This is a genomic window from Nocardia sp. IBHARD005 (genome assembly GCF_052814245.1).
In genome coordinates this window covers 2,582,434-2,598,184 of record NZ_CP199935.1, presented here as the reverse complement: position 1 = coordinate 2,598,184, position 15,751 = coordinate 2,582,434, and the positions used below count along the sequence as shown (strand labels likewise).

Sequence of the window (15,751 nt, the reverse complement as noted above, 5' to 3'; positions counted from 1 at the left end):
GGAGGTAACGGTGCGCCGGCGCCAGTTGGTTTACCTAGCTGTTTCGCCACCCCAGCCCGGCTCACGTTCCGGGTAGCTCGCTCCGGGCGTGACCCACGCCTGCCTGCCCTGATCGGCCAAGGTCGGCGACACCTGCTCGCCCTGACGTGCGGCGTCCTCGCGTCCACGCTGATAGGCCTGGGCATGCCCCTTCATCGCGGGCATCTCCGTTTCCAGATTGCCGAGCCAATTGTTCCAGCGCTGTTCCATGGGCCTGACCAGGCCGCCACCAACACCGACCACCAGGATGCCGCCGACGGTGGCGAGCACGGCGATCAGGATCGGGGTGGTCACCGAGGTCGCGACGCCGATCTGGTTCAGCGCGGCGATGATGCCGATACCCCAGATGAACACCGCCGCGATCCGGCCGAGCATGGTCCCGTAGGACAGCCCGCCGAGCACATTGGAGATCAGATCGCTCACCGCGTGGGCGATGGCCGCCGCGATCACGATGATCACGATCGCGACAACGGCCCTTGGCAACCAAGCCACGATGCTGGTGAGCAGCGCACTGACCGGGTTCGGCCCGAACACCGCGAAACCGATCTGTAGCGCGATCAACAGAATCGCGTAATAGGCGATCTTGGCGATGATGTCAGAAGCGTCGTACTTACTGCGGGACAGCATTTTCCGCAGTCCGCCGCGTTCGACGAGCCTGTCGAATCCGACGCGCTCCAGCACCGCGTTCACGATCTTGGCGACCACCTTCGCGATGATCCAGCCGACGAGAAGAATGGCGATGAATGCCACCGCTTTGGGGACGAACTGCGCGACCGAACTCCACGCATCGGTCAAGCCCTGCTGGAAATCTATCGCAATGACGGAGGTATCCACGGCCTGTCCTTTCGCTTTCCGATCAGTGCGGCTGAGTTGCCGATGCACCTGTTCGTGGTGTTACCCAGGTAATCATCGTCGAATCGGCGAAGTTGCGACAAATTTGCTTGCGGCCGGTCAGCGGCACAGTGACCCACAGATCACTGCGGGGCACTTGCACTCGCCACGCGCTCAAGTCACTGTAAGTAAGCAGCTACTTACAGCGGAGGTGACGGTGTCGTCCACATCGCGGGAGCGGATCCTGATCGAGGCATTGCGCCTGTTCGGGGAACAGGGGTTCGCTAAGCCTCGGTCGCACAGATCGAACGGGCTGCCGGGCCTCGCCGGCGCGCTGTACCGGCACTTCAAGTCCAAGGACGAGTTGCTGGTCCAAGCGGTGGACGGCCGACTGACGGATCGAGGCGAGTGGGAGCAGTTCCTGGCGCCCACGTTCTCCGTCGTAGCGGCGCTCGACACGATGACGCCGTCCCGCAGCACCGTCGACAACCCGTCGCGCTGTGCCGAATCGGCCTGGCGGGACTGGACCACGACAGCGACGTGACTCGAGTCCTGGTGCGCGACAATTCGATCCCGACTCCGCTGCTGGAAGTGTTCCGGACAGCAGGAGTATGCGGTGATGTCGATGGTCACCCATGGGCTGGTCGAGCTCGCTGGCGACCGGGCAGGTGAGCAGGACTGGGACGCTACCGCGGCAGTGCCGGTCGCCGCACTCGCCCACTTCTGGATGATGCGCGACATCTTCGACGGCGACCACCCGGCCGACGCCGACCGCTACCTGCGAGCCACCGCAGAGATGATCGCCGCCCGGCTCGACTGGGCGGCTCCGAGGGAGAGGACCGAGGATGAACACACCCATCACCGTGGTCGGGGGCGGACTGGCCGGACTCACCGCCGCGATCGCCGCCGCCGAAACCGGCGTGCCGGTACGGCTGTTCGAGGCGCATCAGACGCTCGGCGGACGGGCTCGCGCGACACCGCCGCCGCACGTCGCGCACGAGGGCGCGCACGTGTTCTATGCCGACGGCCCGCATTACGCGTGGCTGAAGAAGCGTGGTTTCGTCACCGGGCTCGGCTGGCCCGGGGTTACCGACTTCGCCAAGATCGGCTTCCGCACCGACGACCGGATCCGGCGGACACCACCCGTCGGCGTCCTGCGCGCCCAATCACGCAAGTGGCTGCGAGCCCCCGTCGACGTCGACTTCCACAGTTGGGCAGCGGATCGCTGGGACGCGACCACCGCCACCCGGGTCGCAAACATGATCAGCGTCGTCACCTACGACGCTGACACCGGCAGGTTGTCCGCCGCCTTCGTCTGGGATCTCTTCCAGCGCGCAGTCGGTCTGAATGTCCCCGGTGTGCGGTGGGTGCGCGGCGGGTGGCAGCGGACGGTCGACCGGATGGTCACGCGCGCAACAGAACTCGGCGTTGCCATCGAGACCGGGTCGCGGATCGACGAGTTGCCGGGCGAAGGACCCGTTATCATCGCCACCGATCTGGATTCGGCACGCCGCCTGCTCGGCGACGACAGTCTGTACGGCACAAGCGGTTTCACCGCGCTGCTCGATCTCGGCGTCACGAAGGACCGACGCGACCGTTTCGTCGTCTTCGACCTGGACGAAGGCGGCTTCCACGAGTGCTACACCGCTCAGGACAACACTATCGCCCCCGCGGGCGAATCCCTGTTCCAACTTCAGATGCCGGTGCGCGACAACGAATCCCGCGACGCAACCCACCAGCGGCTGGAACACTTCGCGGACTCCACCATCCCGGATTGGCGTTCGCGCACCACATTCCGCCGCACCTCCACCGCGAAGGGCCGCACCGGCGCACTAGACCTGCCCGGAACCACGTGGCGTGACCGGCATGCCATCGATCGCGGCGACGGCGTCTACATGGTGGGTGACATGGTCGCCGCGCCCGGCATGCGCGGTGAAATCTCCATCAACAGTGCGATTTCCGCCGCCGCGTCAGCAGTAGCCGCAGTGCGGAAGATATCTGGCAGCCACGCGAACATCGAATCCGCCTAGGCCGACGCCCGCCGATCCGATCGACGCTGGTCATGTGCGGCGCCGATCGGATCCGGAACCCGTCGTAAATTCGGTTGCCCGCCGTCCGGCTGCTTTCTAGAGTTGGTCGCATGTCGTGCCACTACTTCATTCGCCTCCGCTACAGCCGGGCTCTGGCCCGCTAGCGGACGCGGATAACTTCATCGGCGTCCACTGGCGCGCCAAGGGCCCTTCGAGATTGCATTCGACTCGAAGACCCGAAGGGGCACACTGCCGTGGCGCAGGATTTCGCACACCGAAACTACTCACATACTCAGCGCAAGGTCACCGGTCAGAGTGGCGGCCGGACCGCCCGTGACCACGCGAGAAGGACACTGTCCCAGAACTTTCTGGTGGATCATGCCGCCGTCGACTCGATCGTGGCGGTGGCCGATCCGGCGGGCACGGTTCTCGAACCCGGTGCGGGCGAAGGCATTCTCACGCGTGCCTTGGCTCGCCGCGGCGCACAGGTCACCGCGTACGAGATCGATCCGCTGCTCGCGGCCAAGCTCTCGGCACAAACACGTTCCGAAGACGGAATCCGTGTCGTACGCTGCGATTTCACCAAGGCAAAGGCTCCCCGCGAGCCGTTCGCCGTGGTGGGGAACATCCCGTTCTCCGTGACCGCCGACATCGTCGACTGGTGCCTGACCGCACCGACGCTGACCTCGGCAACGCTGCTCACCCAACGCGAATACGCCCGCAAACGCACCGGCGACTACGGCCGCTGGAGCCTGCTGACCGCGACAACCTGGCCATGGTTCAGCTGGGAACTGCGCGCGCAGATTCCCCGCAGCAGCTTCCGCCCGATCCCGTCGGTCGACTCCGCGATCCTGCGAATCACCCGACGACCAGAACTCCTTGTCCCACAACGTGATTCCTACACCGAGCTGGTACGAACCGCCTTCTCGGGAATCGGTGGCACAGTCCGCGCCTCCCTACGCACCCGCTATCAGGGTGTGGACGAAGCCCTGACTGCCGCGGGCATCCCACACGACACCGTGGTCGCCTACGTCCACCCGGATCAGTGGGTGGAGTTGCACTCGATTCTCACCCGCTGACCGAGAGTCGGTGCTGCCTTCACTTGCGGGCAGCACCGACGTCACGGCGCGCGAGCCGAACACCGGCTTCGATGTCGCTCAGCCGCTTCTTGCCCGCTATCAGGGAATGACGACCGGCCCGGTGAGCGGTGACGGGTCGTCGGCCCAGCGGTGGCCGATCTCGCGGGGGGTGATGCTTTCGTCGGTCCATGCGGTCAGCAGCTGTGCGACCTTGTCGTGCATGGTGGTGCGGAGCCGGTCGAAGGAGGTATCCGGGGCGTCGTCCACTTCGCCGAGCAGCAACCACCACGCCCAGGCCACCGCGCCCGCGTTGGCGACGAAGTCGGGCAGTACCGGGATGCCGCGGGCGGCGAGCATGGCCTCGGCCTCCGGTGTGGTGGCGGCGTTCGCGGCTTCGACGATGACGTCGGCCCGGATATCGAACGAGTTGTCCGGCGTAATCGCATACGAGATCGCCGCTGGCACAAGGATATCGACGTCGGCGGAAATGATGGCACTGCGCGGCAGCTGCTCGATGCCCGCGGGCAGGCGGGACCGGTCGATCTCGCCGTAGCCGTCGCGCAGATCCAGCAACGCCGGAATGTCGAGCCCATCGGCGCAGTACAGGGTGCCTGCGGCGTCGGCCACCGCGGTGATCTTCATCCCGGCCTCGTGCAGGTAGTACGCCGCCGCCCCGCCCATGGTGCCAACGCCTTGGATCGCGGCCGTCGTGTCGGCAGGTGCCTTCCCCCACTGCACCGCCGTGGCGAGACAGGCGTGCGCGACGCCGTAACCGCCGATGACGTCACCGAGCAGGAAGCCGCCGTCGACCGCGGCGTTGAGTCCGTTGCGGACCCGCTCCAGAGTCGCTGCCGGGTCGGCGGAGCGACGGATCGCGGCGTGGTAGCTCTGGTCCAGGTCGAGCTGTTCGAAGACCTCGTCGATCAGGTGCTGCGGAACCCCCAGGTCCTCGGCGGTCACCCAGTGCGCGTCGAGCCACGGGCGCATCGCTTCGCAGAATCGCCGCAGCACTTCGACGGCGCGCGGGTCCTTGGGATCGAAGTCGATCCCGCCCTTGGCGCCGCCGATCGGCAGGTCGAATGTGGCGGTCTTGTTGGCCATGCCGCGCGCCAGATCCTCGACCTCACCCAGGGTGCAACCGGCCCGCATCCGGGTGCCGCCGGTGGCCAGGCCGCCGCGCAGGGTGTGGACGACGAGGTAGCCGACCGCGTCGGTGAGCGAATCCGTCCAGTGCAGACGCATGTACGGCTCGCGACGACGGATCGCGGGAGTGACGGCCGGGTCCGTGGGTGCGGCGACAGTAGGCGAAGTCACCTGCGGTGTCCCTCCGCTCGGGTTCAGCATCGTCATGGTGCCCACCTCCTCGTTCGTGGTGATCGCCCGTGGCGGACCTCGTCGTCCCGGTAGCACCAAGCGTGCGTGACCCCCGGCCGCGCGTCTATTTACGGTTCGTTCACGGCACCCTTCACGGTTCCTGCACAGTGCCTACCCTCGAGGCTATGGAGCTGTCTCTGGCCCGCCTGCGAATGCTGCGCGAACTACACCGACGCGGCACCATCACGGCCGCCGCGGCCGCCCTGCACTACACCGCGTCGGCGGTTTCCCAGCAGCTCGCACAGCTCGAACGCGACGCGGGCACCCGGCTGTTCGAACGACGCGGGCGCCGAGTGCAGCTCACCGATCTCGGGATCGTGCTCGCCGAACACGCCGAAGAGATCCTGGCCTCGGTCGAGCGCGCCACCCAGGCACTCGAGGAAGCGGGCGGATCGGTGACGGCGAAGATCACCGCCGGGGTGTGGGCGTCGGTGGCCTCCGGCCTGCTCCCCGACGCGCTCACCACCCTCGCCGCCTCGCACCCGGGCATCTTGGTGCGCACCACCGAACTCGCGCCGGAGTCGACGGCCGCTGCCGTGCGTGACGGCACGCTCGACCTGTCGTTCGTTCTCGACTACTCGAACTATCCGATGACCTGGGACCGTGGCCTGGAGCGGGCGGTCATCGGGGTCGAACGGATCCACGCCGCCGTCCCTGCCGGTGCGGTGCCCGCGGCCAGCGTGACCCTCGCCGAGTTGTCCGAGCATCCGTGGATCATCGCGCCCGCCCGGTCGCACTTCGGGCACGCGGCGCGGCTGGCGTTCCAGTCCGCCGGCCTGCGGCCGCGCATCGACCACGAGTTGGAGGAGCAGGCGACCGCGATGTCGATGGTCGCGGCCGGACTCGGCGTCACGCTGGTATCGGATCTGGGTTTGGCGTTGCGCCCACCCGGGGTGGATATCGTCGCGCTCGGCGACGCCCTCACCCGGACGGTATCGCTGGCCTACCGCACCAACTCGGCGGGCCGAGCCGCGCTGCTGCTGGTGGTGGACGCGATCCGGACCACCGCGGCGAAGAAGGGACTCGGCGCCCAAATCCGCACCGCGCCCGCGGTGCATCGAGCCTCGGATGCTGCCGTTACTCAAGAGACCGAGTAGGCGAGAGTCCGGTCAGGCAACGGATCGATACTGATCAGCAACACGGCGAATCCGCACCATCAATGTCGAGGACGGGACAACTTTGCCAGTCATATAGGTGGACAGGCGCGAGCCGGACGTGCCGATAGCGACCGTGAATTCCGCACCGTAGTACTCATCGACGTCCGCGAGTACAGCGGCCGACTCCGTCGTCCCCATCATACTCGCTGATTCTTTGAAAATGGTTCTGCTGCAACGGAAACAGATGTCCGTCGATATCGAGGAGATGTTGGCCGATTACCCTCTTTTCCACGCGGATCAGCTCGAGCGCTCGATGACCAGCGCCATGCCCTGGCCGTCGCCGACGCACATGGTTTCCATACCGAGGGGCTACGCCCACGTTCTGGTCGCGGCGCGGTGGTAGCAACGCCCCGCCATGGACGAAGCTGGCGATGCCGAGCCCGCTGCCGACGCTGTTCAACCCGATATAGCAACAGGTTTCGTGCCCACCCGACAACTAGTCGGATCACCGGCGGCGTACCTTGTCGCTATGGCCGAGCAACCCTCGAATCCGCACGATGCCTTCCTTCGCCGCATCCTCGGCCGAGAAGTCAACGCGGCCTCGGAATTACGCTCGGTCCTGCCCGAACACATTGTCCAGCGCGCGAACTGGGACACCCTGCGGCTGCTATCGGGTAGTTACGTCTCACCGCAACTGCGGTCGCGCTACAGCGACCTGCCGTTCTCGGTCGAGCTCGACGGCGAAGACGCCCTGATCTACGTCCTGATCGAGCACCAGAGCAGCAGCGACAATCTCATGCCGCTGCGGCTGATCGAGTACATGGTCAATATCTGGACCCGTTACGTCGACGCACATCCCAAGACGCGAACGCTGCCGATCATTGTTCCGGTGGTGATTCACGCCAGTCGGCACGGGCACCGCTGGAGGGCGCCTACCGAGCTTTCGCAACTGTTCGATATCTCCTCACCGCTGCGCGATTCGCTGGGTGATCTGGTCCCGCGGATGCGGTTCATCCTCGACGACATGGCAGGCACCGACCTGGCCGAACTGCAGAAGCGTCCCTTGACCCCCGCAGTGCGGGTGATGCTGTTCCTGCAGCAGCACGCCTACGGGAGAACTGACCTGGGGGTCACAATGATGCCGCTGGTCTCCGACATCTCGGCCATGGCGGAAAGCCCAGGCGGTGACCGTGACCTGCAGGCCGTGGTGACGTACATTATGACTGTCGGCGAAACCGTTCCGGCGGACTTCGAACCGCTGCTCGAGCGGCTCGAACCGTACGCGAAGGAGGTCATTATGACTACCGGGGAAATGCTTCGCGCTGAAGGTGAAGCCAAAGGTGAAGCCAAAGGTGAAGCCAACCTGCTGATCCGGCTGCTCGAACGCAAGTTCGGTGAACTGCCCGAATCGACCATCCGCCAGGTCCGGGCGGCAAGCCCGCACGACCTGCACCGCTGGGCCGACCAAATCCTCACCGCCGCGACTATCGAGGAAACTCTCGTCTGAGCGGCCACCGTCAAGATCAATCGAGCGGCTCTCCACAGATTGTGGGGAGCCGCTCGATTCTTGTCCAGCGAGTCGAGCCCTTAGATCGAGCCGGTGTTCAGGAAGCCGAGTAGGTCGTGGCGGGTGATGACGCCGACGGGCTTGCCGTCTTCGACGACCATCAGGGCGTCGGAGTCGGAGAGTGCCTTGGTCGCCGTGGAGATGGGTTCGCCGGAGCCGATCAGGGGGAAGGACGGGCTCATGTGCTGGGCGACGGAGTCGGTGAGGTTGGCGCGGCCTTCGAAGACGGCCGAGAGCAGGTCGCGTTCGGTGACGCTACCCGCTACCTCACCGGCCATGACCGGCGGCTCGGCGCCGACGACGGGCATCTGGGAGACGCCGTACTCACGCAGGATCTCGATGGCGTCGCGCAGGGTTTCCGACGGGTGGGTGTGCACCAGGTCGGGCAGGGCGCCGGACTTGCCGCGCAGCACGTCGCCGACCAGTGGTTCCGGGCCCGCTTCCAGCGAAGTCTGGAGGAAGCCGTAGGAGCTCATCCACTTGTCGTTGAAGATCTTCGACAGGTAGCCGCGGCCACCGTCGGGCAGCAGCACCACCACCACGGCGTCGGGATCGCGGCGGGCGACCTCGATCGCGGCGACCACGGCCATGCCGCAGGAACCGCCGACCAGCAGGCCCTCCTCGCGGGCGAGGCGCCGGGTCATCTCGAAGGAATCCGCGTCGGAGACCGCGATGATCTCGTCGGGGATCGACGGGTCGTAGGCGGTCGGCCAGAAGTCCTCGCCGACACCCTCGACCAGGTACGGGCGACCGGTGCCGCCGGAGTAGACCGAACCCTCCGGGTCGGCGCCGATGATCTTGACCGTGCCGCCGGAGACTTCCTTGAGGTAGCGGCCGGTGCCGGAGATGGTGCCGCCGGTACCGACACCCGCGACGAAGTGGGTGACCTTGCCCTCGGTGTCGGCCCAGATCTCGGGACCGGTGGTCTCGTAGTGGCTGTCGGGGCCGCCCGGGTTGGAGTACTGGTTGGGCTTCCAGGCGCCTTCGATCTCGCGGACCAGGCGATCGGAGACGTTGTAGTAGCTGTCGGGGTGCTCCGGCGGCACGGCGGTCGGGCAGACCACGACCTCGGCGCCGTAGGCACGCAACACGTTGCGCTTGTCCTCGCTGACCTTGTCCGGGCAGACGAACACGCACTTGTACCCGCGCTGCTGGGCGACCAGCGCCAGGCCGACACCGGTATTACCCGAGGTCGGCTCCACGATCGTGGCGCCCGGCTTCAGCAGTCCGTCCTGCTCGGCGGCGTCGATCATCTTGACCGCGATCCGGTCCTTGGAGCTGCCGCCCGGGTTCAGGTACTCGACCTTCGCGGCCACCAGGCCCGCGTTGGGACCGACCACCGAGTTCAGCCGAACAAGGGGGGTGTTGCCGATGAGGTCAACCACGTGATCCGCGATGCGCATGCTGGCCCGCCTCTCCGAGTATTTTGCCGGTCGTAGGTGCCGCCGGACATCATGTTCGGACCCGCGTCTCGGTGGGCAAGTCCTGGGCGTACCCGGCGAGTTACCCATGTACCTACGAAATCGATTCTTCCGGCACGAGAGTAGCCGAGCACTTGCGCTCGCGACCGGGCGGAGGCGCCCCGCACCGGAGTGTGTGGTCGGTATCTCTGTCTTGGCCGGTCCGCGACGTAGAATTTTCGAATGTGAGCGCACCTCGAATCAGCTGGCGCACCGCTGCCGTCACCGGGGCGACTACCGTGCTCGCCGGGTCCGGCGCAGGCACCGTCTCCTGGGCGACCTATCGATTGCTGATGACGCAGGCGGGTGCGGCGCGCGCGGTGATCGGCCGCGACACCTCCAAACCACCCGAGGCCGACGGCGTGTACGCGCAGGGCGCCACGGTTCCCGAGCCATGGCGCAAGACCACGCCGGTCGACCTGCACCTGATGATCTTCGGTGACTCCACCGCGGCCGGGCTCGGCTGTCTCGGTGCCTGCGATGTGCCGGGTGTGCGGTTGGCCCGCGGGCTGGCCGAGGCGACCGGCATGCGAATTCGGTTGAGCACCAAGGCCATTTCCGGCGCAACGTCGAAGGGCCTGGCCGGACAGGTCGACGCGATGTTCGTCGCGGGCCCGCCGCCGGACGCGGCAGTGATCCTGGTCGGCGCCAACGACATCACCAAGAAGCACTCCATCCGGGCCTCGGCGCGCAGGCTCGCGGCCGCGGTGTCACGGCTGCGTGAAGCCGATGCGCTGGTGGTGGTCGGCACCTGCCCGAACCTGGGCACCGTCACCGCGATCCAGCAACCGCTGCGCACGATCGTCGCGAACTGGAGCGTGCGGCTGGCCAAGGCACAGACGGTCGCCACCACGATCGCGGGCGGCATCGCGGTACCGATGGGATCACCGCTGGTCGCCTCCGAGTTCCGGGCCGCACCCGAAACCCTGTTCGCCACCGACGGATTCCACCCCTCCGCGGCAGGTTACGAACTGGCCGCCGCGCAGCTGCTGCCCGTGCTGATCGCGCAGGTGCGCGACCGCCCTGCTCTTCCCGTCGCGCAGCTGGAGACGTAGATTCGAGAATGACCGGCAGGTAAACAGCCGTTCACGTCAAACCACGCGAAAAGGAGTCCTCATGCCCGAGGCCGTCATCGTCTCCACCGCCCGTTCCCCCATCGGCCGTGCCGTCAAGGGGTCGCTGGCGGGAATGCGCCCGGACGACCTGACCGCGCAGATGGTCCAGGCCGCGCTGGCCAAGGTGCCCTCGCTCGACCCGACGCAGATCGACGACATCATCCTCGGCACCGGCTCCCCCGCCGGTGAGGGCGGCTTCGGCATGGGCCGCATCCTCGCCATCAAGCTCGGCCTCGATGTCGTCCCCGGCACCACCGTGCAGCGCTACTGTGCGTCGTCGGTGCAGACCACCCGGATGGCCTTCCACGCGATCAAGGCGGGCGAGGGTGACGTATTCATCTCCGCCGGTGTGGAGACCGTTTCGCGCTACGCCCGCGGTTCGGCCGACAGCTCGCCAGACACCAAGAACCCCGAGTTCGCCGAGGCCGAGGCCCGCACCGCCAAGACCGCAGAGGGCGGCGCCGGTGTATGGCACGACCCGCGTCAGGACGGCCTGCTCCCCGACGCCTACATCGCGATGGGCCAGACCGCCGAGAACGTCGCGTCGCTGACCGGCATCTCGCGCGAGGATCAGGACCGCTGGGGCGTGCGTTCGCAGAACCGTGCCGAAGAGGCCATCAAGGCCGGGTTCTTCGAGCGGGAGATCACCCCGGTGACCCTGCCCGACGGCACGATCGTGAGCAAGGACGACGGCCCGCGCGCCGGCGTCACCTACGAGGCGGTCAGCGGGCTCAAGCCGGTGTTCCGTCCCGACGGCACCATCACCGCCGGTAACTGCTGCGCGCTCAACGACGGCGCAGCGGCGCTGGTCATCATGAGCGACACCAAGGCCAAGGAGCTCGGCCTGACTCCGCTGGCCCGCATCGTCTCCACCGGCGTCTCCGGCCTGTCGCCCGAGATCATGGGCCTTGGCCCGGTCGAGGCCGTCAAGCGCGCACTGGCGCTGGCGGGCAAGTCGGTCTCCGACATCGACCTGTTCGAGATCAACGAGGCCTTCGCCGTGCAGGTGCTCGGCTCGGCGCGTGAGCTGAAGATCGACGAGGACAAGCTCAACGTCTCCGGCGGCGCTATCGCGCTGGGCCACCCGTTCGGCATGACCGGTGCCCGCATCACCACCACCCTGCTGAACAACCTGCAGACTTACGACAAGCAGTTCGGCGTGGAGACCATGTGCGTCGGCGGGGGCCAGGGCATGGCCCTCGTGATCGAGCGGCTGTAACCGCCTCCCCGCGACTTCTGGCCAGACTTGGGTGCCGCGAGGCGTCCGAGGCGGCCAGACTCCGGGGTCGGCCGGGTTAGCCGGTCCCCGGTGAGTTACCCATGTACTCGCTGGACATAGTCGAGCGGCTCCCCACAGTTCGTGGGGAGCCGCTCGATTTGTTTGTGTGCTTCTACATCAATCCCGCTGGAAGTAGCTCAGCAGGCGGAGGATCTCGATGTAGAGCCAGACCAGGGTGATGGTGAGGCCGAGGGCGACGCCCCAGGCGGCCTTTTCGGGAGCCTGGGCGCGGATCAGCTGGTCGGCGGCGTCGAAGTCCAGCAGGAAGCTGAACGCGGCGATGGCGATGCAGACCAGGCTGAACACGATCGCCAGCGGGCCGCCGTCGCGCAGGCCGAAGCCGCCGTCGGTGAAGAAGCTCGCGATCAGGTTGCCGACCATCAGCACCAGCACGCCGACCATCGCACCGATCAGCATGCGGGTGAAGCGCGGGGTCACGCGAATGGCGCCGGTCTTGTAGACGACGAGCATGCCGAAGAACACGCCGAACGTGCCGAGCACAGCCTGGCCGATCAGGGCGCTACCACCCACACCACCGAAGGTGACGTCGGTGAACATCAGCGACAGCGCGCCGAGGAACAGGCCTTCGAAGGCCGCGTAGGCCAACACGATGGCCGGGTTGTCCATCTTGCGGCCGAAGGTCGCGATCAGGACCAGCACTAGGCCGATGATGCCGCCGCCGATGACGAACAGCGGCGCCAGCGAGGGGTTCGCACTCGACAGCGCGAAGGAGACGATCGCCGAGACCGTGAGCACCGCGAGGGTGATGCCGGTCTTGGTGACCACGTCGTCGATGGTCATCGCGCGGGTGGCGGGGGCCTGCTGGAATTGCTGGCCGTACTGCTGGCCGTATTCGCCGTACTGCTGGTTGCCGAGCTGGCCCGCGCCGGCTACGCCCGAACCGAAGTTCGCGTAACCGCCGACACCCTCCTGGCGGGGAAGGTTCTTGAACACCGGATTCGATGAGGTACGCACCGTGCGCCTTTCTTGGAGATACGAAGTCGCTGTACAGCTCCAACTGCCCTGTTCAACGCGCCACGATCGGACAAAGTTCCCAGCGATCCGGTCCATGACCACACCGCTCGCCCGTTCGGACAAATCGGACTCTACCGCTTTCTGGTCGCCCTATTGTTGTACGTCACGCAGACCACGAACGGACCGCGTCACCGTGAACTTCTGGTTCCGGCCGATCACATCGGTGCGGCCGACCATCCGCTCCACCACGCCGCGATAGTTCAAGTGCGAGTTGTACACCGTCCACAACTCACCACCGGGCCGCAGCACCCGCCCGGTCTCGACGAACATCTTGATCGCCGACCCAGTGTGCACGGCAGCACCGACATGGAACGGCGGATTGCACAGCACCAGATCGGCGCTGTTGTCGGCGGCCGAGGACATGGCATCGTCGCGCACCACCGTGATCCGGTCGGCGACACCGTTGGCAACGGCGGTAGCCCTGGCCGAGGCGACAGCGGCGGCGGACTGGTCGGTGCCGACCACCCGGATGTGCGGTCGTGATTTCGCCAGCGCGACCGCGAGAATGCCGGTGCCACAACCGAGATCGACGGCATCGCGCGCGTCGGGCTTCATCCGGTCCATGTGTTCGAGCAGGAAGCGGGTGCCGATGTCGAGGCGAGATCCCGAGAACGCCGCACCGAACGCGACGACATCACCGTCGATCTCGATGACGTGTTCGCGCACGGGAAACCGGGGTTCGCCGACGGGCAGCGGCCCGCCGACCATGAGCACACGCGACTTCTGCCGACCCCGGCCCGCCCTGACCTGCGCGAAGGATTCGGCGAGTACCTCGTTCATGGCCGGGGTGAGGTATTTGTCGCGGCCGCCCGCGAACACCACCACATCGGCGGCGGCGTAGCGGGCGATGGCCTCGGCGATCTCGGCGACACCCGACAGCATCCGCGGCAACCGCATCAGGACCACGCGCGCGCCGGCGAGCAGGTCGGCGTCGAGGGCGTGGGCGGTGTAGCGGTCGGTGAGCCCGAGGGTCTTGGCATTGGCCGCCAGCGCCGATTCACCGGTGATCAGGTCCTGGTGCACGCGAATGCCGCCGAGTCCGTGCTGCGCGGCAATCCCGAGGGTGAGCGCACCGTACGCGTCGCCGATCACCGCAACCTCACCGCTACCAGCGGCCGCGAGGATGTCCGCGGCCGTGTCGAGGATCAGCCGGTCGGCGGCGTCGACGGCATAGAGGTTCGGCGCCTCCACATCCGGATACCGGCGCAGTCGGTCGAATACGTCCTCAACACTGTCCACCCGGCAAGTGTGCTAGATCGTTGCCCCACCGTCACATCCGGGCCCGATATCAGCGGTCCGGGTGACTCACAACGGGGCTTCGTAGGATGTACTTCGCTGAGCGATAACGGCTTCCATCGATGTGCGATGCCCTTGCCGATCGCCGGCGAATTCGCCGATCGCACGAATTCCCTTGCTCCCCAATGCATCGGCCGCGATCGTCGACCCGCCCGCGCCGCAGCCGATCACCGCAGGTGGCGCTAACTACCGAACTGGTACGCGTTCACCGAAATCCCGGCCGCGACCTGCGCGCGGCGACCGGAACAGCTCCCATTCGGAAGTCATCAGCAAACTTTCCGTAGCCCGAACACACCCCGTGCTCCTTCGCCCACCACGCCGCCGTCCCTGCGTACCATCAGCCCCATGCGCAACGCCCTTGTGTTCGTGCTGATCGCCGCGGCCACGGTTTCGGTGTCCGGCTGCGGCTCCGACGACACACCGGCCGGGGCACCGACGACGACAGCGAGCACCACCAGCACCTTCGCCGACGCCACCGGCGAGGTGCCCACCGATGCGGGCCCCAAGTCCGGCGCGGCCTCCGCGGGTGCGGCGCTCACCGTCAGCGATATCCGGATCGGCCAACAGCCCGGCTTCGACCGCGTGGTCTTCGCTCTCGGTGGCACCGGAGCTCCCGGTTGGCAGGTGGCCTACACCGATCGCGCCGTGCAGGACGGCAGCGGCAAGACCGTCGACGTGGCGGGCCGCGCGATTCTCGAGGTGCGCATCCTCGGCTCCGCCTATCCGTTCGACTCGACCGTCGCCCCGTTCGCCGGGCCCGATCCGGTGACCGATCCGGGCACACCGACCATCACCGGGGTCTACAAGAAGCTGGTCTACGAGGGTGTCACCCAGTCGTTCATCGGCATCGACGCCGATCAGCCGCCCTTCGCTGTCACCACCCTGGCCGATCCCCCGCGCCTGGTCGTCGACATCGCCACTCGGTAACTCCTACCCGGTATCACGATGGCGATCGCTAGACTGGCCGCCGTGATGGACCAGCATCCGCCCGCGCGAGCACCCGGCATTGCCAGGGCGCTCGCCGTGCTGATGCTGCTGGCCGGAATCGTCGCCATGCACTCCGCGGTCTTCGGCACCGCCCATGCGAGCGACAGTGCCCACGGTTCCGCTCCGGAAGTGGCACCGTCGGACCACTCGGACCCACGGGTATCCGCGGCGCCGACCGGCGACCATGCCGCGGTCCTCGCACCTGCGCCGGCCGACCATTCCGCGCTGGACATCGGTGTCCCCACCGAACCAGCACCCATCGACTCGACACACCCCATCGCCGCTCCGTCCGACCCGAACACGGGGTGCGGCGCGGCAGGCTGTGATGAGCACACCGCCGTCCACGCTTGCGTTTTCGTCCTTGCCGCACTCGCCATCGCACTGACCCTGGTCCTGCTCTATCGCCTCGGTGACACCGCCGAGGCCGCCCGGCGCACCCCTCGAATCTGGCGCGGCAGGCGGATGCGCCCACCACCATGGACCGTCCTCACCCTTTCCCAACTGGCGATTCTGCGGATCTGACCGGCGCGGCACTTCTCGTGCCTCGCCAGTTTCGACACCT

General features: G+C 67.0%; 15 protein-coding genes. 10 read left to right on the top strand and 5 right to left on the bottom strand.

Features of this window, described 5'->3' with window-relative positions; translation table 11 throughout:
- Positions 1–30 precede the first annotated feature (30 nt).
- Complete coding sequence (locus tag ACTWPB_RS12105; protein ID WP_446225740.1) at positions 31–873, bottom strand: membrane protein; 843 nt, start codon at positions 871–873, stop codon at positions 31–33.
- A 214-nt stretch (positions 874–1,087) separates the two neighbouring features.
- Here ACTWPB_RS12105 and ACTWPB_RS12100 point away from each other — a divergent pair, with 214 nt between their 5' ends.
- The 3 genes from ACTWPB_RS12100 (at position 1,088) to erm (ending at position 3,979) form a co-directional block, all read left to right on the top strand.
- Positions 1,088–1,414 carry a TetR/AcrR family transcriptional regulator gene (locus tag ACTWPB_RS12100; RefSeq protein WP_446225739.1) on the top strand — a complete coding sequence of 109 codons (327 nt, stop codon included), beginning with the start codon at positions 1,088–1,090 and terminating at the stop codon, positions 1,412–1,414.
- A 301-nt stretch (positions 1,415–1,715) separates the two neighbouring features.
- Entirely contained in the window at positions 1,716–2,900 is a 1,185-nt protein-coding gene (locus ACTWPB_RS12095; protein ID WP_446225738.1) for an NAD(P)-binding protein, read from the top strand.
- A gap of 254 nt (positions 2,901–3,154) precedes the next feature.
- Positions 3,155–3,979: a 23S ribosomal RNA methyltransferase Erm gene (gene erm, locus ACTWPB_RS12090; RefSeq protein WP_446225737.1), complete on the top strand. Its 825-nt coding sequence runs from the start codon at positions 3,155–3,157 to the stop codon at positions 3,977–3,979.
- A gap of 99 nt (positions 3,980–4,078) precedes the next feature.
- On the opposite strand, the gene ACTWPB_RS12085 is transcribed toward erm, so the two are convergent.
- Positions 4,079–5,329: a Glu/Leu/Phe/Val dehydrogenase dimerization domain-containing protein gene (locus ACTWPB_RS12085; protein ID WP_446225736.1), complete on the bottom strand. Its 1,251-nt coding sequence runs from the start codon at positions 5,327–5,329 to the stop codon at positions 4,079–4,081.
- 149 nt (positions 5,330–5,478) lie between these two features.
- Between ACTWPB_RS12085 and ACTWPB_RS12080 the strand changes: the two genes are divergently transcribed.
- From ACTWPB_RS12080 to ACTWPB_RS12070, 3 genes are all read left to right on the top strand, one after another.
- Entirely contained in the window at positions 5,479–6,450 is a 972-nt protein-coding gene (locus ACTWPB_RS12080) for a LysR substrate-binding domain-containing protein (protein ID WP_446225735.1), read from the top strand.
- 220 nt (positions 6,451–6,670) lie between these two features.
- A complete protein-coding gene (locus tag ACTWPB_RS12075; protein ID WP_446225734.1) occupies positions 6,671–6,853 on the top strand; it encodes a hypothetical protein in 183 nt (60 codons plus the stop codon).
- 126 nt (positions 6,854–6,979) lie between these two features.
- A complete protein-coding gene (locus ACTWPB_RS12070; protein ID WP_446225733.1) occupies positions 6,980–7,957 on the top strand; it encodes an Rpn family recombination-promoting nuclease/putative transposase in 978 nt (325 codons plus the stop codon).
- Between the two features lie 80 nt (positions 7,958–8,037).
- On the opposite strand, the gene ACTWPB_RS12065 is transcribed toward ACTWPB_RS12070, so the two are convergent.
- Positions 8,038–9,420 (bottom strand): cystathionine beta-synthase, encoded by a 1,383-nt coding sequence (locus tag ACTWPB_RS12065; protein ID WP_446225732.1) that lies wholly within the window; start codon positions 9,418–9,420, stop codon positions 8,038–8,040.
- A 242-nt stretch (positions 9,421–9,662) separates the two neighbouring features.
- Here ACTWPB_RS12065 and ACTWPB_RS12060 point away from each other — a divergent pair, with 242 nt between their 5' ends.
- Both ACTWPB_RS12060 and ACTWPB_RS12055 read left to right on the top strand, forming a co-directional pair.
- Positions 9,663–10,532 (top strand): SGNH/GDSL hydrolase family protein, encoded by an 870-nt coding sequence (locus tag ACTWPB_RS12060; RefSeq protein WP_446225731.1) that lies wholly within the window; start codon positions 9,663–9,665, stop codon positions 10,530–10,532.
- A 61-nt stretch (positions 10,533–10,593) separates the two neighbouring features.
- Positions 10,594–11,811, top strand: coding sequence for an acetyl-CoA C-acetyltransferase (locus ACTWPB_RS12055; protein WP_446225730.1), 1,218 nt, complete (start codon positions 10,594–10,596; stop codon positions 11,809–11,811).
- Between the two features lie 177 nt (positions 11,812–11,988).
- On the opposite strand, the gene ACTWPB_RS12050 is transcribed toward ACTWPB_RS12055, so the two are convergent.
- Positions 11,989–12,846, bottom strand: a complete 858-nt coding sequence (locus ACTWPB_RS12050; protein ID WP_396894220.1) for a Bax inhibitor-1/YccA family protein — start codon at positions 12,844–12,846, stop codon at positions 11,989–11,991.
- Between the two features lie 150 nt (positions 12,847–12,996).
- Entirely contained in the window at positions 12,997–14,145 is a 1,149-nt protein-coding gene (locus ACTWPB_RS12045; protein ID WP_446225729.1) for a class I SAM-dependent methyltransferase, read from the bottom strand.
- Between the two features lie 402 nt (positions 14,146–14,547).
- Between ACTWPB_RS12045 and ACTWPB_RS12040 the strand changes: the two genes are divergently transcribed.
- Positions 14,548–15,129: an AMIN-like domain-containing (lipo)protein gene (locus ACTWPB_RS12040; protein WP_446225728.1), complete on the top strand. Its 582-nt coding sequence runs from the start codon at positions 14,548–14,550 to the stop codon at positions 15,127–15,129.
- Positions 15,130–15,147: 18 nt separating this feature from the next.
- Complete coding sequence (locus tag ACTWPB_RS12035) at positions 15,148–15,711, top strand: hypothetical protein (protein WP_446225727.1); 564 nt, start codon at positions 15,148–15,150, stop codon at positions 15,709–15,711.
- Positions 15,712–15,751 lie beyond the last annotated feature (40 nt).